This window comes from Alishewanella aestuarii B11 (assembly GCF_000280055.1).
GTDB classification, from domain to species: Bacteria; Pseudomonadota; Gammaproteobacteria; order Enterobacterales; family Alteromonadaceae; genus Alishewanella; species Alishewanella aestuarii.
On record NZ_ALAB01000002.1, the window covers coordinates 157,751 to 174,836 of the forward strand.

At 50.9% G+C, this 17,086-nt stretch carries 16 protein-coding genes; 11 read left to right on the forward strand and 5 right to left on the reverse strand.

Features of this window, described 5'->3' with window-relative positions:
* Positions 1 to 147: 147 nt before the first annotated feature.
* Positions 148 to 516, forward strand: a complete 369-nt coding sequence (locus AEST_RS01625) for a PH domain-containing protein (RefSeq protein ID WP_008606587.1) — start codon at positions 148 to 150, stop codon at positions 514 to 516.
* A gap of 52 nt (positions 517 to 568) precedes the next feature.
* Here the strand turns inward: AEST_RS01625 and AEST_RS01630 are convergent, their stop codons facing one another.
* From AEST_RS01630 to AEST_RS01640, 3 genes are read right to left on the reverse strand one after another with little or no spacing between them, the layout of a single operon-like run.
* Positions 569 to 1,573, reverse strand: a complete 1,005-nt coding sequence (locus tag AEST_RS01630) for a cytochrome d ubiquinol oxidase subunit II (RefSeq protein WP_008606588.1) — start codon at positions 1,571 to 1,573, stop codon at positions 569 to 571.
* Complete coding sequence (locus AEST_RS01635) at positions 1,570 to 2,943, reverse strand: cytochrome ubiquinol oxidase subunit I (protein WP_008606589.1); 1,374 nt, start codon at positions 2,941 to 2,943, stop codon at positions 1,570 to 1,572. The genes AEST_RS01630 and AEST_RS01635 overlap by 4 nt, the downstream gene beginning before the upstream one ends.
* A gap of 40 nt (positions 2,944 to 2,983) precedes the next feature.
* Positions 2,984 to 3,547, reverse strand: a complete 564-nt coding sequence (locus AEST_RS01640; protein WP_039924842.1) for a GbsR/MarR family transcriptional regulator — start codon at positions 3,545 to 3,547, stop codon at positions 2,984 to 2,986.
* A gap of 270 nt (positions 3,548 to 3,817) precedes the next feature.
* Here AEST_RS01640 and AEST_RS01645 point away from each other — a divergent pair, with 270 nt between their 5' ends.
* The 8 genes from AEST_RS01645 (at position 3,818) to AEST_RS01680 (ending at position 11,818) form a co-directional block, all read left to right on the forward strand.
* On the forward strand, positions 3,818 to 5,437 hold the full coding sequence (locus AEST_RS01645; RefSeq protein ID WP_008606591.1) for a methyl-accepting chemotaxis protein: 1,620 nt from the start codon (positions 3,818 to 3,820) through the stop codon (positions 5,435 to 5,437).
* Between the two features lie 126 nt (positions 5,438 to 5,563).
* Complete coding sequence (locus AEST_RS01650) at positions 5,564 to 6,790, forward strand: adenosine deaminase family protein (RefSeq protein ID WP_008606592.1); 1,227 nt, start codon at positions 5,564 to 5,566, stop codon at positions 6,788 to 6,790.
* Positions 6,791 to 7,148: 358 nt separating this feature from the next.
* Entirely contained in the window at positions 7,149 to 7,337 is a 189-nt protein-coding gene (locus tag AEST_RS01655; protein WP_008606601.1) for a hypothetical protein, read from the forward strand.
* A gap of 155 nt (positions 7,338 to 7,492) precedes the next feature.
* Positions 7,493 to 8,914: a sensor histidine kinase gene (locus AEST_RS01660; RefSeq protein ID WP_008606603.1), complete on the forward strand. Its 1,422-nt coding sequence runs from the start codon at positions 7,493 to 7,495 to the stop codon at positions 8,912 to 8,914.
* A complete protein-coding gene (locus AEST_RS01665; protein ID WP_008606605.1) occupies positions 8,911 to 9,519 on the forward strand; it encodes a hypothetical protein in 609 nt (202 codons plus the stop codon). Before AEST_RS01660 ends, AEST_RS01665 begins: the two co-directional genes overlap by 4 nt.
* Complete coding sequence (locus AEST_RS01670; RefSeq protein WP_008606606.1) at positions 9,506 to 10,855, forward strand: sigma 54-interacting transcriptional regulator; 1,350 nt, start codon at positions 9,506 to 9,508, stop codon at positions 10,853 to 10,855. Before AEST_RS01665 ends, AEST_RS01670 begins: the two co-directional genes overlap by 14 nt.
* 24 nt (positions 10,856 to 10,879) lie before the next feature.
* Positions 10,880 to 11,236, forward strand: coding sequence for a DUF2288 family protein (locus AEST_RS01675; RefSeq protein ID WP_008606608.1), 357 nt, complete (start codon positions 10,880 to 10,882; stop codon positions 11,234 to 11,236).
* A gap of 24 nt (positions 11,237 to 11,260) precedes the next feature.
* Complete coding sequence (locus AEST_RS01680) at positions 11,261 to 11,818, forward strand: acyl-CoA thioesterase (protein ID WP_008606610.1); 558 nt, start codon at positions 11,261 to 11,263, stop codon at positions 11,816 to 11,818.
* Between the two features lie 46 nt (positions 11,819 to 11,864).
* Here AEST_RS01680 and ggt read toward each other — a convergent pair whose 3' ends face one another.
* Entirely contained in the window at positions 11,865 to 13,589 is a 1,725-nt protein-coding gene (gene ggt, locus AEST_RS01685; RefSeq protein WP_008606611.1) for a gamma-glutamyltransferase, read from the reverse strand.
* Positions 13,590 to 13,663: 74 nt separating this feature from the next.
* On the reverse strand, positions 13,664 to 14,065 hold the full coding sequence (locus tag AEST_RS01690) for an acyl-CoA thioesterase (protein WP_008606612.1): 402 nt from the start codon (positions 14,063 to 14,065) through the stop codon (positions 13,664 to 13,666).
* Positions 14,066 to 14,080: 15 nt separating this feature from the next.
* Here AEST_RS01690 and AEST_RS01695 point away from each other — a divergent pair, with 15 nt between their 5' ends.
* Entirely contained in the window at positions 14,081 to 14,785 is a 705-nt protein-coding gene (locus AEST_RS01695; protein WP_008606613.1) for a 2OG-Fe(II) oxygenase, read from the forward strand.
* Positions 14,786 to 14,895: 110 nt separating this feature from the next.
* Positions 14,896 to 16,971: a TonB-dependent receptor family protein gene (locus AEST_RS01700; protein ID WP_008606614.1), complete on the forward strand. Its 2,076-nt coding sequence runs from the start codon at positions 14,896 to 14,898 to the stop codon at positions 16,969 to 16,971.
* Positions 16,972 to 17,086 lie beyond the last annotated feature (115 nt).

Genomic DNA, 17,086 nt, shown 5'->3' on the forward strand with positions numbered 1-17,086 from the left:
GGACAATAAAAAAATCGGCGTATTAACTAACCGCGCCCTCGGGCGCTTTGTCAGTTATAACGAAGAAAGCTGACAAAGCAAAACGATTATCTGACGTTGTTTGAGGACGCCAAACTGGCACTGGACCATAGTGATTAAGGATAAAAGATGATTGATTTTAACAATAAAGGTTTTTTTAAGTTAAAACAAAACCGTGACTATGCAGACCAGGTGGCGGCGCTGCTGCTGGATGGTGAGACCATAATTGACGCCTATAAATCCATGCGTGATGGCGTGGTGTTTACGACAAAACGGCTGATTGTGGTCAACGTGCAGGGCATTACCGGTAGCAAAAAAGATTTCACCTCTATCCCTTATAAAAACATTGTCGCCTATTCGGTCGAAACCTCTGGCACCTTCGATTTGGACTCCGAGCTGGAAATTTATTTGTCAGCAGTAGGCAAGGTAAAATTTGAATTTACCGGTAAAACCGCGATAGTGGAGATAGCCAAATATATCGCGCAGCATTCGTTGTAGCACAAAGGCCCACAAAAAATGGGCGCTACGCAAGGTAACGCCCAGGAAAAGCTTAGTAGTACTTCAAACCATCCGCCTTACCGCGAAACGCATAATAGGCAACCGCGGTATAGGCGGCGATAATCGGAATAACCACAACAGCGCCGAAGAAAATAATGGTCAGGGACTCTTTGGAGCTGGCCGCTTCATAGAGCGTCATTTGGTTTGGCACCACAAAGGGGTAGAAGCTTAGTGCTAAGCCGACAAAGCTGCAGACAAAGATCACTTTACAGATAAAGAACGGCAGCCAGGCGCCGCGATCATCGGGCAGCGGTAGCCGCTTTAAAGCCAGATAACCCAGCGCAAACATCGCAAAACACAGCAGCGGAATGGCGGCAAATAAATAAGCCAGTGGTGGCTCGGTCCAAACCTGATATACATTGGCATTTACCAGCGGATTGATAGCGCTGACTGCCAGAATACCGGCCAGCGTCCAAACCCCGGCCAATTTACACTGCCGGATAGCATGGCGCTGTAAATCGCCACTGGTTTTGCCTATCAGCCAGGCATTGCCAATCATCGCATAGGCGGCGGTAACGCAGAGGCCGCTAAAGCTGGCAAACACGACACTGCCAACGCTGTATTCCAGCCCCATAACATAGATACCCAGCATAAAGCCCTGGCTAAAGGTTGCCAGCAAGGAGCCAAATTTAAAGGTCCAGTCCCAGCGGATTTTCCGCTCCGGTTTTACTTTGGCGCGAAAATCAAAGGCGACACCGCGTAAGATCAAGCCAATCAGCAACAAGGCGGCGGGCAAATACAGCGCATGCAGAATCGCACTGTGCGCCGCCGGAAAAGCCACCAGCAGCAAGCCGACGGCCAGCACCAGCCAGGTTTCATTGGCATCCCAGAACGGACCAATAGAGGCAATGGCGGTATCGCGCCAGGCTTCTTGCTGCATCGGCAGCGTTATGCCCACGCCCAAGTCATAACCATCCAGGATGGCATACAGCAGTACCGCCAGTGCTGTCAGGCCGGCGAACACCAGTGCCAGATTTTCTGCAGTCAGGAAATTCATGCTTCGACTCCTTCATTGGCGAGTTTGGCTTTCTGTTCCGGTAGGCCTGGCAGCGACAGGTCATATTCCTCAACCTCAATCGCCCGTTTTGCCAGCCAGAATAAGGTTTTAACATAGGCCAGCAGTAACACCACATACAGCGCCAGATACATGATTAGCGTTAAGGCAACCTGCTCACTGGCCACAGTGGTCACGGCGTCACTGGTTTTTAGCACACCATATACCAGGTATGGCTGGCGGCCGATTTCGGTCACATACCAACCGGCCAGGGTGGCGATCCAACCGGAGAACGACATGCCGATTAATACCTTATATTGCAGCGGTGATAATTCGCCTTTTCGGTACAACCGCAGGCTACACCACCAGGCAACGGCCAGCATTAATACACCGATACCCACCATCACCCGGAAACTGTAGAACACCGGCGCCACCGGTGGGTGTGCGTCCGGAAATTCGTTAATGCCTTTCAGCTCACCGTTTAAATCGTGAGTCAGAATTAAACTGGCCAGTTTTGGAATCTCAAGTGCAAAGCGGTTAGTTTGAGTTTCAGCATCAGGGATCGCAAACAGCACCAGTGGCGCGCCTTGCTGGGTATGCCAGATCCCCTCCATGGCCGCGATCTTTTGCGGCTGATGTTGCAGCGTATTTAAACCATGCAGGTCACCAACAAAGGCTTGGGTCGGTGCCAGCACAGCAGCGGTGAACAGGGCGGTTTTTAGTGTCAGGCGCGGTGCTTTTTTATTATCACCGCGATATAACCGGTAGGCAGAAATGCCCGCTACCAAAAAGCAGACCGTCAGTGCCGACGCCAGCAGCATATGGGTAAAACGATACGGGAAGGAGGGGTTAAAAATTATCGCCAGCCAGTCAGTGGCATGCGCTACGCCATCACGCATTTCAAAGCCAACCGGAGTTTGCATCCAGGAATTGAGCACCAGGATCCAAAATGCCGACAGCGTAGTACCTATTGCCACCAGTAAGGTGGCCAGCGTATGCAGCCAGCGCGGTACCTTGTTAAAACCAAACAGCATAATGCCGAGCATGGTTGCTTCGAGGAAAAAGGCGGTCAGGATTTCGTAGGCCAGTAACGGGCCGGCAATATTGCCTACTGTCTCCATAAAACCCGGCCAGTTGGTGCCGAACTGGAACGACATAGTAATGCCACTGACTACACCCAGTGCAAAGGTCAGTGCAAAGACTTTGACCCAAAAGCGGTAGGCGCGCATCCACACCGGGTGCTGTGACAGGTCAAAGCGGATTTTAAAGTACACCAGCAACCAGCCCAGGGCGATGGTAATGGTTGGGAACAGGATATGAAAACTGATATTGGCCGCAAACTGAATGCGTGACAGCAACAGGGTGTCTAACATGGCAACCTCACTACAACAGAACAACAGGTGGCAAAAACAGCTAGGCTTGTTTTGCCGGATCTTTTTTACCTAAAAACTTATCGGTAAATTCCAGTACCTTGCCAACGCCGGAGCCTAACTTCATTAAGGTATTCAGCTTCTCCGGCGACAAGGATTGCAGGCTTTGCGTCCATTCAGTAATGTTCTCCAGCAGATCGTGAATTTCGGCGATGCGCTTTTGGGCAAAGGCTTCTTCCGGATTAGCCGCTTCGTCCATCATAATGTCACGCAGTAAGCTAAGCGTCGGGTCCATTTCCCGTTTGCGCCGCTCTTCAAACACCCGGTTGGCCATATCCCAGATACTACCGCGGCTATGATAAAACTCGCGCCGCTCGCCGGGTTTATGGCTAACCTGCACCAGCTGCCAGCTACCCAACTCTTTTAACCCCATACTGACATTGCCGCGCGAAATCCCCAGCAGCTCACCAATTTCATTGGCACAGAGCGGTTGCTCGCTAATCACCAGCAGGGCGTAAATTTGGCCAACGGTACGGTTAAAGCCCCAACGGCTGCCCATTTCGCCAAAGTGGTAAACAAAGGATTCAATCATTGGAGTCATTTGCATATGTGCATCTCATTACTGAACTTTCAGAAATTTCTGAAGTAATAATACGCTTGTTGCTTGATCCAGATCAACATAATTTGCAGGTATGGCTGCGAACTAATTAAAAGAATTTAGTGGGCGTTGAGCGCACGATTCAGAAAAAAAGTTGGGCTTTTCTATCGACAGGACTGTTAAGGCTTGATAGAACTGCTAAAGTAGTGAAACTCACCCGCGAAACATTCATTACGGATCAAGTTAGTTACGCCGTTAACTTAATGCAAGGTTTAACCTATGTTTAGAACAATATCCATTCAAAAACGTTTACTGGCAGCCTTTGGCGCTCTGGCTTTTATGCTGGCCGCGCTGGGTCTTTATAACCTGAATACCATGTCGCAAATTCGTGAACGGGCGAATTTGGTTGAAACTAATACTTTACCTTCACTAATGAGCCTGGCGGACTTAAATCTGAACGTCACCCGTCTGCGGGCCTTAACCTTACGCTTGATGTTAACTACCGACATTACGCAGGAAGGCGCCACACTGAACGAAGTAGAGCAATTACGAGCAGAGGTGCGGCGTAATGAGCAGGCATTTTCTGCTAACATATATCTGGATGAAGAGAGGGAAGTTTTTGCTGATTTCGAAAAAAGATTACAGCAATATTTGCAGTTACAGCAAGAAGCGGTCGAGTTTCTGAAGCAGGACGAGACCGGTATGGCGGTGGATTTGCTGCAGCAAATTAACCCAATTACGGCACAGATGACAACGGATTTACTCGATCTCACCCGTATCAAACAGCAAGCTGCTAACACCGCGCGAACCGAGTCAGTCAGTGCTTATCAGGCCGCCCGTATTATTGTTATTGTACTAATAGTGTTAGCGGTGGCGATTGCTATAGTGATTGCACTGGTTATTTCACGCGGTATCAATCAGCCGCTGGAGCAAGCGGTTGAGTCTGCCCGGCAAATTGCTGAAGGTGATTTGACGCAGCGTATCAATAAAGACGGTGACGATGAGTTAACCCGCCTGGCTGAAGCCTTACAACAAATGCAGCAAAAACTGCGTGATGCCATTGGCCATATCGCCAGCTCAGCCAGTCAGCTGGCCTCTGCTGCGGAAGAACTCAATGCCGTTACCGATGAGTCAGCGCGCGCCATTCAGCAACAAAATGATGAAGTACAACAAGCCGCGACGGCTATCACTGAGATGAGCTCAGCGGTCGATGAAGTGGCGGCAACGGCGATGCAAACCTCAGATGCGTCTGCACAATCGGCCAATCTGGCCAAAGATGGCAGCCAGAAGGTTACCCAGACCCGGGCGGTCATTAGTAAGATGAATACCGAAGTGCAGCAAAGTGTTACCGTGATTAACGTGCTGGCCGAGAAAGTCTCATCAATTAACCAGGTGCTGGAAGTGATTCGCAGTGTGGCCGAGCAAACCAACCTGCTGGCGCTGAATGCGGCGATCGAAGCAGCCCGCGCCGGTGATGCCGGCCGCGGTTTTGCCGTCGTCGCCGACGAAGTGCGTAGTTTGGCGCACCGCACTCAAACCTCCACCGGTGAAATTGAACAAATGATCCAACAAGTGCAAGGTTCGGTACGTGAAGCGGTAAATGCCATGGGGCTAATTAGCCAAAACGCTGGTGATGCCCAAAATGTGGCTGAAGAAGCTGCCGCAGCCCTGGGGCAGATCGCGACCAATATTACCAGTATCAGCGATCAGAACCATGTCATTGCCAGTGCCGCTGAAGAGCAATCGAAAGTGGCACGGGAAATTGACCGGAATATAATCACCATTAGCGACCTGGCCAATCAAACCTCAGCCGGTTCGCAGCAAACCTCTGCCAGCGCAACAGAATTGTCGCGATTAGCAATTCAACTTAATGAGCTGGTAAACCGCTTTAAGGTTTAATTCATGTAAAGCAACAGGGCGCTATCGGCGCCCTGTTGCTTTTAGAGCTTATGCAATTTTTCGTTACCATTCCTTTGTGGCAAGCTGATTGTGATATTCTTTCAGCTAGTTAACAGAGGAATGATTATGCCACGCTACTCCGCCGACTTTATTAAGATGATGCCTAAATCCGATCTGCATTTACACCTGGATGGCAGTTTGCGTCTGGACAGCTTAATCGAGATGGCGAAACGCAGTCAGGTTACCCTGCCGTCAGAAAGCGTCAGTGGTTTAAAAGAGCTGGTATTTAAAGATCGTTATCAGAATCTGGGTGAGTATCTGCATTGCTTCCAATATACCTGTGCCGTGTTACGCGACCCGGAAAACCTGCAGCAGGCCGCTTACGAGCTGGCACTGGATAATCAGGCCGAAGGCGTCAATTATATTGAAGTGCGTTTCGCCCCGCAGTTGTTGATTGATCTGACGCGCGGTATTGATTTTGACCAGATTATGCATGCAGTGAATAACGGGCTAAAGCAGGCGATGCAGGAGTATAACGCCACTGAAGCGGTGCTAAGCGGTCAGAAGCCGCCGTTCTACTATGGCATTATTAACTGTGCGATGCGAATGTTTGGTAACAAAGGTTTCTCACCCTATTACACCAACCTGTTTCAATTAATGCGTGATTTTGCGCCAATGGATGTGATTAAGCTGGCGGCGATGGAGCTGGTGCGTGCCAGTGTCCGGCTGCGTGATGAAGAAGGCATGCCGATTGTTGGTCTGGATTTAGCCGGGCAGGAAGCAGGCTATCCGGCCGGTAAATTTAAAGAAGTATACGAATACGCTCACCAGCACTTTTTGCTAAAAACCCTGCATGCCGGTGAAGCCTACGGTGCCGAGAGTGTGTTTGAAGCCATTACCGAGTGCTATGCCGATCGTCTGGGGCATGGCTACTCAATGTTTATACCGGAGATGATTCAGGATCCGGCTATTTCCGATAAAACAAAATATATCAATAACCTGGCTTCTTATATCGCCGATAAGCGTATTGCGATTGAAGTCTGTTTAACCAGCAACCTGCAAACCAACCCGGCGATTACCGATATCCGCCAGCATAAGTTTAAAGATATGCTGGAGCATCGTATTGCTACAGTCATTTGTACCGATAACCGCCTGGTATCGAATACCACAGTCAGTAAGGAATACCAGCTGGCGCTGGATAACTTCGACGTGCCGTTAAAACGGTTAAAAGATATGGTGGCCTATGGCTTTAAGAAAAGCTTTTTCCCAGGCAGCTATGTCGAGAAACGTCAGTATGCTAAACAGTGCCTGGAGTATTTTGACCGTGTTGCCCAGCGCTATGGCTTTATTTGATTGAAATCAAAAGCTTACTGTTAGCTGGCCTTTATTTGGCTGCTAGCTATTTCTGCTGTCTGAGGTAGTGTCGCTTTTTGCATACAGTTTAAGATGTTGATTTTAAATGGAAATTTTTTTTCCCCGTTTTAAGTGTCGCTAATTAGCAACAGTTAGCGACACCCCTATCCGCATTACCCTGTCAGAAATCACCTAAGTTTTTGAATCTAAATTGAAATTAAATGTTGGCACGCAGCATGCATTAACTATGGTAACGCTGCAGGGGAATAGCGTAAAAGCAATGCAGTATTACTTTTACGCGATTCTCCTGAGACAGCAAAGTTGCTCCACTGCGGGAGCCCATAGCCGGAGAAGTACCATGGATATGTTCTTAAGTTTTATCACGCTGTTTTTAGTTGCCAATATGGCTATCGTTTTTACCTTACTGCGTCGGGTTGACCTGAATAATGCCAGCGTCCAGGCCTGGGAACAGCAGCAACTGGCGCATTCAACTCAGGCTACGCAAGCAGTTTATGCTCAGGGCATGAACACCGAGTTAGCCCAGTAACCTATCCCATAGATCAGCTGTTGAGCTGAATCTGCCTTGGCCAGTCTTAGTACTGGCCTTTTTTTGCCCGTAGCAGCTAATTTATACGGCTAACGGCAATACAAGGCCCTGAATTTTCAGTAAACTAAAGTCAGAATTCTCTGAGGGTGGAGCCCATGCGCTTTTCCATTCAAACGGCGTCATTGCGACAGTTAGTACTGCTAAGCTTTTTTCTGGCCCTGATCCCAGTCGGAGTTTTATTGTGGCAGAGTAATAAATCCCTAAGTGGTGTCAGTAATTATGCCATTACCTCGGCCGAGCAGGCAGTGTCGACAGTGCGCCAGGCAGAAAGTATGCAAAGCCTGGTAGTCGATATCGAGCGGGCTGTGCGCCAGTATGCGGTGGTGCGCACTGAGGCGCTGCAGCGGCTGGCTTTAAACCATATCGACAATCAACTACAGCTGTTAGCTCAGCTCTGTCGCAGTTTACCCGAATTGGCGTTATGTCAGAGTCAGCGCGATGCTTTGCAAAGCCTCAGATTAAAGTTTATTGAACCGACCAGCGAAGTGCCAGAAGCCTTACTGCTGCAAGTGCGTACCCAGCAACAGCAAATCACCAAAGAAATCTGGGACCTGTTAGAGCGGCAACTGGAGAATCAGCAACAGCAGGTCGCGAAAACCCAGCAACAGCTGGCCTGGGAAACCTTTGCTCTGGTGTTACTCACCTTACTCTTGGTGTTATGGGCCTCGGGCCGGATCACGGCGCCGGTACAGAAGCTGGACCGGATGATCCGGGCCATTGCGCAGCCAAAGCATCAGTTTCCGGATGAAAAACTGCGCGGGCCGCGGGAACTGGCCGAGCTGGGTGAGCAATTACGCTGGCTGAGTTCGCGCCTGCAGCAATTAGAAGCCTTACGGCTGGTGTTGCTGCGCCATGCCTCACACGAGCTAAAAACGCCACTTTCCAGCATTCGCGAAGGCTGCGCCCTGTTAACCGAGCAGTTGGTCGGTCCGCTCAATCCGCAGCAGCAGGAAGTTGTCAGTTTGCTGAATGGCAGTGCCGACCGGCTCAGCGTGTTAACCGAGCAGCTACTCGACTATAACCGCCTGCTACAACAAGCCCAGCCGAATTGGAGCCAGGTGGTGCCACAGCAACTGATGCAGGAGTGTTTTAGTGACCATGCGTTATCACTACAACAACGCCAGCAACAGGTGAAGCTTGATTGTCAGCTCAGTTCACTTTGTACTGATGCCACCTTGTTTCGGCGCATTCTGGATAATCTGATTAATAACGCCCAGGCCTATGGCGCCGAAGGCAGTCCGGTTTGGGTGAAATTATACCGGCAGGACGAATCCGTGGTATTGGAGGTGGCGAATAATGGCACCCCGATCCCAGTGGCACTGCGTGAGAAATTATTTGAACCTTTCCAGCGGGGCACGACCCCACGTTTTGATGCAGTGCAGGGTTCGGGGCTGGGGCTGTCGATAGTAGCAGACTGCGCCCGCTTGCTTGGCGGGCATGCGGATATTGTTGACGTCGTCTATGCCGATGTCTGTATCCGGGTCAGGTTGCCGCTTTCAGGAGAAAAAATGGTATGAAAAATTTAGTCTGGGTCGCGTCACTGGCGCTGTTATCAGCCTGTCAGGTTACGCCACCGCCAGCACCACCGCCAGCCGAGCCGCAGCTTGAAGTGATGCCGGAGCAGCCAGAGCCGGCGCTGCAGGAAGAACCGCAGTTGCTTGACCTGCTAAAATTTACCGATGAGCCGGCAACGTTGCAAGCCTGGCTGGATTATAAACAAAGCATTCTGGCTGAGCCTGAGGCTGAGCGGCAGCGTTTACTGCAACTGGCGGAACCGGACGAGGTAGCGCAATTCCAGTTCGCGCTGTTATCGCTGCACCCGGATATGCCCTATGTCAGCCGCTTTAAGGTACAAACGCAATTGGCTGAGATGCTGCTGAGTTTCCCGCCGCGTCTGGCTGCGATCTTTAGCTGGGAGCTAACCTATAATCAGAAGTTATTGGAAGCTGAATCGGCAGTCAGTGCCGTTACCCGTTTAAATGCCCAGCAACTGGACCAGTTAGAGCGGCTGCAAAAAACCAACCGGGAATTGCAGAAGAAAATTGATGCTCTGACCCAAATCGAGGCCGAGTTAAACCAGCAACCGGTGGAAAATAACGGAGGCAATAATGGCCCGGGATAACCCTCGCTTATTGTTGGTCGATGACGATCCGAGTTTACTGCGGCTGTTAACCCTGCGTCTGGAAGGCGAAGGCTATCAGGTGATTAATGCCGACAGCGCTGAAACGGCGCTGACGCTGCTGGCGAAACAGAGTGTCGACGTGGTGTTAAGTGATTTGCGGATGCCCGGACTGGATGGCATGAGTCTGTTTGATGAAATTGCTAAACGCTACAAAGGCGTACCGGTGATCCTGATGACGGCGCATGGCTCCATTCCGGAGGCCGTCGCTGCCACGCAGCGCGGCGTGTTTGGCTTCCTGACCAAGCCTCTGAACCCGGCTGAGCTGCGCGAAGTATTACAACGCGCGTTGAATCAATCCTTACCGGAGCAGGAGCAATGGCGTGAGGCCATTATTACCCGCAGCCCGCTGATGCAAAATGTGCTGGAGCAAGCGTACCGGGTGGCGCAGCGGGATGTCAGCGTACTGATCACCGGTGCCAGTGGTACCGGTAAGGAATTGCTGGCCAAAGCCATCCACAATGCCAGCCCGCGGGCCGCTAAGCCTTTTGTCGCGATTAACTGCGGCGCCTTACCTGAGCATTTGCTGGAGTCTGAGCTGTTTGGCCACAGTAAAGGGGCCTTTACCGGCGCGGTCACTGAGCATGCTGGTTTATTCCGCGAAGCCGACGGTGGTACCCTGTTTTTGGATGAAATTGGCGATATGCCAGTGGCCTTGCAGGTAAAGTTACTGCGTGCCTTGCAGGAGCGCCAGATCAGGCCGGTAGGCAGTGCTAAAACGATCCCGATCAATGTGCGGGTGTTGTCTGCCACGCACCGCGATTTACAACAGGCGATGGCCGACGGCAGTTTCCGCGAAGATCTGTACTATCGGTTAAATGTGGTGAACCTGCCACTGCCGACGTTAGAGCAACGGGCAGAAGATATCCCGCTGTTAGCCCGCCACGTTTTGCAGCAAAGTGCCGAGCGGCATCATGTAAAGGTAACCCGCTTCTCCGATGACGCCCTGCAGCTGCTGGCTACCGCAAAATGGCCCGGTAATGTGCGGCAACTGGTCAATGTGATTGAACAGTGTGTCGCCTTAACCCAGAGCCCGGTGATTTCAGCGTCCTTAGTGGAGCAGGCGTTATCACAGAATAGCAGTTACTGGCCGACGCTAATCGAAGCGCGCGACCAGTTTGAACGCCAGTATCTGATCCGGGTATTGCAAATGACCGAAGGCAATGTCACCCGGGCCGCCGAACTGGCGGGTCGTAATCGTACCGATTTTTATAAGTTGCTGAAGAAACATGAACTCAGTGCCCAGCAGGTCGCCGAACAGGGTGATGAGCTGGAATAGGGCACTGCGAAGGAAGAAACAAAGATGAATAAACCCACTCCGTCTGATGCCTGGCTGGCCGAAGAAGCAGAAAACCCGGCGCTGGTTCGGGCGAAAATTGTTAGTGAAACAGCGCGGATCAGCTGGCTGGAGCTGCAAAAGTTTTATGCCGCTGGCAGTGTGATTAGCGTCGCAGCCGAGCTGGATTTAATTGACGTGGCCTTTGCATTTAGCCGCGATGATAAGCAGCAGGTTGCGCAGTGGCTGCAAAGTGCTCAGGTGGTTCGTACCAGCGAGGAGCAAGCGCAGCAGTGGTATCAGCAACAGGCTGAACTGTGGGCCGTGGTCATTTCACCCTGGGTTCTGGTGCAGGATAAGCCATTACCGCAACAGTTAAATTAACCCCTACCTGCGCAGGAGCCTGTTATGAGCCTGGACTATAAAACCGTTGCCTGTTCTCACATTACGCTGTCGCAGTTGATGTTACCCTCCCACTCCAACTTTAGCGGCAAGATCCACGGTGGCTATCTGCTATCGCTGATGGACCAGATCGCCTTTGCCTGTGGCTCTAAATTTAGTGGTAAATACTGTGTCACGGCGTCGGTGGACCGGGTGGATTTTCTCAGTCCGATCGAAGTCGGGGAGTTGGTGACACTGAATGCTTCGGTGAACTATGTCGGTACCAGCTCAATGGTGGTCGGGATCCGGGTTGAAGCGCAGAATATTCAAACCGGTCAGATAAAGCATTGTAACTCGTCGTACTTTACGATGATTGCCAAGGACGCGGATACCGGCAAGCCGGTGGCGGTGCCACGCTTGATCCTGCGTAGCAAGGAAGAAGTGATGCGCTACCTGAAAGCCGCCGAGCGTATTGAACTGCGCAAGCAAAAACCGGCATCGGCCGAGCCCTTTGCCGGCTGTCTGGAGCAGGCAGTCTGCGAAATCCGCCAGCATTTTGATGCCAAAGTCGAGCTGGTGATTTAGCGCGCATAAAAAAGGGCGACCCCCTGGTCGCCCTGTGATGATAGGCTTAATAGCCTGCAGCCTGGCCGTCTTTACGCGATTCCGAGGCGCCGATCCAAACACCATTAATAGGGTCTTTCATAATCGCCTGATAGCCACCATAGCCACCTAAGCCATAACGCACGTCATGACCACGTTTTTGTAATTCACGCACCGTTTCAAACGGGATGCCGCGCTCAACCTCAATATAGCCACCGTTTTTCAGATAGGCATCCTGGCCGTCCGTAGGTTCAGTGCTGCCCAGATGCTGCCAACGGGCGGCATCACCGGCTTCCTGCAGGTTCATACCAAAATCCACCATATTGACCAGAATTTGCACATGGCCCTGCGGCTGCATGGCGCCGCCCATTACGCCATAGCTGATCAGCGGCTTGCCGTCCTTGGTCACAAAGGCCGGAATAATGGTATTAAAGGCACGCTTACCAGGCTCATAGACGTTGGCGTGATTTTTATCCATCGAGAACAACTGGCCACGATCCTGGAACACAAAGCCTAAGCCCGGCACCACCACGCCAGAGCCCATGCCACGGTAGTTGCTCTGAATTAATGACACCATATTGCCGTCTTTATCGGCGGTGGTCATATAGATGGTATCGCCTTCATACAGATGCGGGTTGCCGGCATCGACGCGCTGGGCGGCACGTTGGCTAATCAGCTTGGCGCGCTCGCGGCCGTATTCCTCAGAAATCAGTTTGCTGATTGGTGTTTTGTAAAAGTCCATATCGGCATAAAACTTGGCGCGATCTTCAAAGGCCAGTTTTTTTGCTTCTACCATCAGGTGGATGCTTTCCGGGCTGTTAAAACCGAGGGCGGCCAGATCAAAGTTCTTGAGTATTTGCAGCATTTGTAAGGCAGCAATACCCTGGCCGTTTGGCGGCAACTCCCAAAGGGTATAGCCTTTATAGTCGACGCCCACCGGCTCTACCCAGTCCGAACGGTGATTGGCAAAGTCGGCAAAGCGCAGATAGCCACCGTTTTCAGTCATAAATTTATCGATTTTGCGGGTAATTTCGCCCCGGTAAAAAGCATCACGACCGTCTTTGGCGACGGTGCGTAGCGTGTACGCCAGGCCCGGGTTCTTAAAAATCTGGCCCTTAGCTGGCGCCTTACCATTAATGGTAAAGCTGCCTTTAAAATCGCCGGGTTGTGGGCTTAACACTGGCACACTGCGATCCCAATAGTAGGCGATTAGTTCAGTAACCGGGAAACCTTTTTCGGCGTAATCGATAGTGGGTTGTAGCAGCTGTGGCATTGGCAGCTTACCGAATTTCTGGTGCATTTCAAACCAGCCATCGATAGTACCGGGCACGCTAATTGGCAGCATGCCATGGGGTGGTAAATCGCTGCGGCCCAGTTTATCCAGCTCGGCCTTTAAGGTGTCATAACTTAATCCCAGCGGCGAGCGGCCAGAGGCATTTAGCCCATAGAGCTTGCCGGTTTTGGCATCCCAGATCATGGCGTAGAGATCACCACCAATGCCATTACCGGTCGGCTCCATTAAACCCAGGGCCGCATTGGCGGCAATGGCGGCATCAATTGCGTTGCCGCCTTGTTTCATAATATCCAATGCAATCTGGGTTGCCAGTGGGTGGCTGGTGGCCGCCATAGCTTCTGTTGCGATCACTTCGGAGCGGCTGGCAAAGTCTTTACCGGTAATGCGATCGAAAGCCTGTACCAGCGGCGAGGCGGTGATACTTAGCCCCAGCGCCAGCGTTAACAGTGTTTGCTGCATAAATTTTATCCCCTGTGGTTTTGGTTAAACTTAAGCAGTTGTTAATACGCATACCAGCGGCTTTCGCTCAGTGGTTAGTTTTCGGCGTTAAGCGGGTGGGCACTTAGCTGTTGGCGTTCCTGTTCGGTTAACAACGCCGCCTGTTGCTGTTGATAATCAAATTTCACCATGGCGGCAGTGCCCGATACCGTTTTCTGGCCGTTTTGCCAGGCTTCCTGATACACCTTAAACGAGCGATTACCCACTTCACTGATCCAGGTTCGAATTTCTACCGGCTGGCCATAATGGGTCTGGGCATGGTAATTCAGTTGAATACCGGCAATAATCAAAGCCCATTTTTTAACGTCCAGATCTGGGGTAAAGATTCGGAACACCGGCTGGCGGGCGCTTTCAAACCAGACGGCAAACACCGTGTTATTAATATGCCCTAAGGCATCAGTATCAGAAAAACGGGGCTGGATAACCTCGGTAAACATCAGTAGGACCTTGTAATGACCAATTTTATTGAAGTGTATGATAATGCGTTAAGCCCGGCACTTTGCCAACAGCTGATTAGCACCTTTGAGCAAAGCCCGCATACGCAAACCGGCCGTACCGGCGCAGGCGTTGATACCAGCAAAAAAATCAGTACCGATCTGTATCTGAATGAGCATGCTGAGTACCAGGCGTTATTACAGCAGATTATTCAGGTTACCACCCACTATGCACATCAGTATTTTCAGAAGTACCATTTTGCCTTGATTGCGCCTGTGGGCATCACCACCCAGGATCCGGTCAGTGGCGCCCCCTTGCCGGTCACCCATGAAAATTTCAGCCAGTTTAGTCAGCAACAAACCTTTGATTTTATGCGTACCCTGTACCGGCTGGGGCCTATTCAGGCGCAAAAATATGCCGCCGGTAAGGGCAACTACAACTACTGGCATTGCGAGGTTTACCCCCAGCTGCCGGACAATGAACCGTTGCACCGTAGCTTGCTGTTTATGTTCTATCTGAATGATGTAGCCGAAGGCGGCGAGACCGAGTTTTATTATCAGCAGCAGAGCATCCAGCCCAAAGCCGGCCGTATGGTGATAGCCCCGGCGTATTTTACCCATACTCACCGCGGCGCTGTGCCGGTATCCGGTGACAAGTACATACTGACCAGTTGGATTTTACTGCAACGGGCCGAAACCCTGTACGGGCTACCCACAAAGTAATAGTGACAGTAAAACAATCATAAAGCCAAATGATAACAATTGCTGTTTGAGTTTTTAATTGCTAAGATGCGCGGCAATTTCATACATCATGATTATCCAGGAGAGGTTTTATGTTGTCGACTAAACGTCAGCCCGTGGCTTTAGCCGTGGCGCTATCTTTAGGTGTGGTGAGCATGGCTGCAGCTGCGGAAGAAGCTGCCGCAGAAAGTAGTGCAGAAAAAGTGATGCCCTCTATTGAGGTGATCCGGGTCAAGGGTGATCAGCAGCTGCATCGTTTTGATGAAACCGGGTCGGTGATCCTGATCGACCGCGCCCAGATTGAGCAGGTGCAGCCACTGTCGACAGAGGATGTTTTGCGCCGGGTACCAGGTATCAATATTAAAGGTGAAGAAGAGACCTCCATTGTTGCGAATTTCGGTATTCGTGGCTTGTCTGCCAGTGAATCCAAATCCTTATTACTGGAAGATGGCGTACCGGTAGCACCAGGCTTATTTATCGGTAATGATCGCTACTTTAACACCCGTATTCAGCGGGTGGAGTCGGTTGAAGTGTTAAAAGGTTCGGCCTCTTTACGTTATGGCCCTTCGACTATCGGTGGCGTAGTAAACTATATCACCAAAACTCCTACTGATGGTGTACAGCTGTCTGCCCGCGCCGGTTCTTTCAATCTACGTGAGATGACACTGGAAGCCGGTGCTAAAAACCAGGCCGAAGATGCCTTCTTAGGCGTGGTGGCCACTAAAGCCAAGAGCGATGGCTTTATGGACAAGGGTTACGATATGTCTGATGTGATGGTTAAAGCCGGTTTAGCCATTAGCGATAAGCAAAAAGTCGGGATTAAATTTGCCTATCATGAAAATGAGGCCAATATTTCCTATCGTGGACTTTTGCTGCAGCAATACCTGAATGGTGAGCGTAACAACCCGGCACCGGATGACTGGTATCTGACCGATCGCACGGCTTTTGACCTGAACCATGAATATCTGTTCGACAATAATGCCAAATTAAATACGCTGATTTACTGGAGCGATATTACCCGTGATTACTGGCGTTATGATGTTAATACTGCCGCCTCGAATACCGCAGGGCGTTGGGTTTACACCAATAATATCGTCGGTAACAACCGTAGTTTTGAACGTTTGGGCATTGAAAGCCGGTTAAGCTTTGATCAACAACTGTTTGGTTATGCTGCCGCTACCGAGTTTGGTCTGCGCCTGATGGAAGAAGAATCGAATGATACCCGGATCCGGGCGACCCGTGCGGCTGATCGCTCAGGTAACAATGACCGTCATATTATTGATTCTGCTAACAGTGTCGCCGGCTATGCGCAAAGCCGTATTCAGCTGACTGATGATTTTGCCGTTACCCCAGGTTTACGGGTTGAGTCTTATGAGCAAAAACGTACCATCCTGACGCAGAATGGCGATAGTGCTAAGACCTCCAACACCGAATTGCTACCAGGCGTAGGCGCAACCTATGAGTTAACAGCAAATGCGCAATTATACGGTGGTGTCTATCGTGCTTTCTCGCCAGCATCAAATGGTGTAGCACTGGATGGTTTAACCGATCAGCAGTTAGATGGTGAACGTTCAGTTAACTATGAGCTGGGTTTACGTGGCACAGTGGGTGCGGCTAACTACGAAGTATCGGCTTTCTATATGGACTTTGCCAATCAGGTCGTTACCGGCAACAGTGATCCCAACCTGTCCCAATCCAATGCCGGTAAAACCGAGCATACCGGTATGGAGTTTCTGTTTGGTTATAATCTGGGCGCCGGCTTCCGCTTAGATACCAATGCGACCTGGGTGCCGACTTCTGAGTTTAAAACGGGTGTCAATGCCGGTAACCGTCTGCCGTATGCCCCCAAGGTACTGGCCAATGTGGCCTTAAGCTACAGCGCTGATGCCTTTAGCGTTGCTCTGACCGCACACCACCGTGGTGAACAGTTCGGCGATCCAAGCAACCGCATCGATATTCCGGCTAACGCTGCTGGCGGCATCTGGGGTGGCTTATTACCGGCTTACACTGTCTATGATTTACTGGCGCAATATACTGCTTTTGAAGGCTTTACTGTTTATGGCTCAGTGAAGAATCTGACCGATAAGCAGTATATCGCAGGTCTGCGTCAGGGGATCTATGTTGGTCCTGAGCGCGCCTTTGAAGCCGGTTTCCGTTACCGCTTCTAAAGCTAAACATTGGTATGACTAAGCCCGCTTTGTGCGGGCTTTTTTATGAACCACTATTGCTGTTTATCCAGCTTAAAAAAGTTCCCTAAATCACAACAATCCTCATTATCGATAT

Excerpts from the sequence above, each read along its gene's own strand:
- AEST_RS01625 (WP_008606587.1), top strand. The coding sequence starts at position 148 with ATGATTGATTTTAACAATAAAGGTTTTTTTAAGTTAAAACAAAACCGT.
- AEST_RS01630 (WP_008606588.1), bottom strand. The coding sequence starts at position 1,573 with ATGAATTTCCTGACTGCAGAAAATCTGGCACTGGTGTTCGCCGGCCTG.
- AEST_RS01635 (WP_008606589.1), bottom strand. The coding sequence starts at position 2,943 with ATGTTAGACACCCTGTTGCTGTCACGCATTCAGTTTGCGGCCAATATC.
- AEST_RS01640 (WP_039924842.1), bottom strand. The coding sequence starts at position 3,547 with ATGCAAATGACTCCAATGATTGAATCCTTTGTTTACCACTTTGGCGAA.
- AEST_RS01645 (WP_008606591.1), top strand. The coding sequence starts at position 3,818 with ATGTTTAGAACAATATCCATTCAAAAACGTTTACTGGCAGCCTTTGGC.
- AEST_RS01650 (WP_008606592.1), top strand. The coding sequence starts at position 5,564 with ATGCCACGCTACTCCGCCGACTTTATTAAGATGATGCCTAAATCCGAT.
- AEST_RS01655 (WP_008606601.1), top strand. The coding sequence starts at position 7,149 with ATGGATATGTTCTTAAGTTTTATCACGCTGTTTTTAGTTGCCAATATG.
- AEST_RS01660 (WP_008606603.1), top strand. The coding sequence starts at position 7,493 with ATGCGCTTTTCCATTCAAACGGCGTCATTGCGACAGTTAGTACTGCTA.
- AEST_RS01665 (WP_008606605.1), top strand. The coding sequence starts at position 8,911 with ATGAAAAATTTAGTCTGGGTCGCGTCACTGGCGCTGTTATCAGCCTGT.
- AEST_RS01670 (WP_008606606.1), top strand. The coding sequence starts at position 9,506 with ATGGCCCGGGATAACCCTCGCTTATTGTTGGTCGATGACGATCCGAGT.
- AEST_RS01675 (WP_008606608.1), top strand. The coding sequence starts at position 10,880 with ATGAATAAACCCACTCCGTCTGATGCCTGGCTGGCCGAAGAAGCAGAA.
- AEST_RS01680 (WP_008606610.1), top strand. The coding sequence starts at position 11,261 with ATGAGCCTGGACTATAAAACCGTTGCCTGTTCTCACATTACGCTGTCG.
- ggt (WP_008606611.1), bottom strand. The coding sequence starts at position 13,589 with ATGCAGCAAACACTGTTAACGCTGGCGCTGGGGCTAAGTATCACCGCC.
- AEST_RS01690 (WP_008606612.1), bottom strand. The coding sequence starts at position 14,065 with ATGTTTACCGAGGTTATCCAGCCCCGTTTTTCTGATACTGATGCCTTA.
- AEST_RS01695 (WP_008606613.1), top strand. The coding sequence starts at position 14,081 with ATGACCAATTTTATTGAAGTGTATGATAATGCGTTAAGCCCGGCACTT.
- AEST_RS01700 (WP_008606614.1), top strand. The coding sequence starts at position 14,896 with ATGTTGTCGACTAAACGTCAGCCCGTGGCTTTAGCCGTGGCGCTATCT.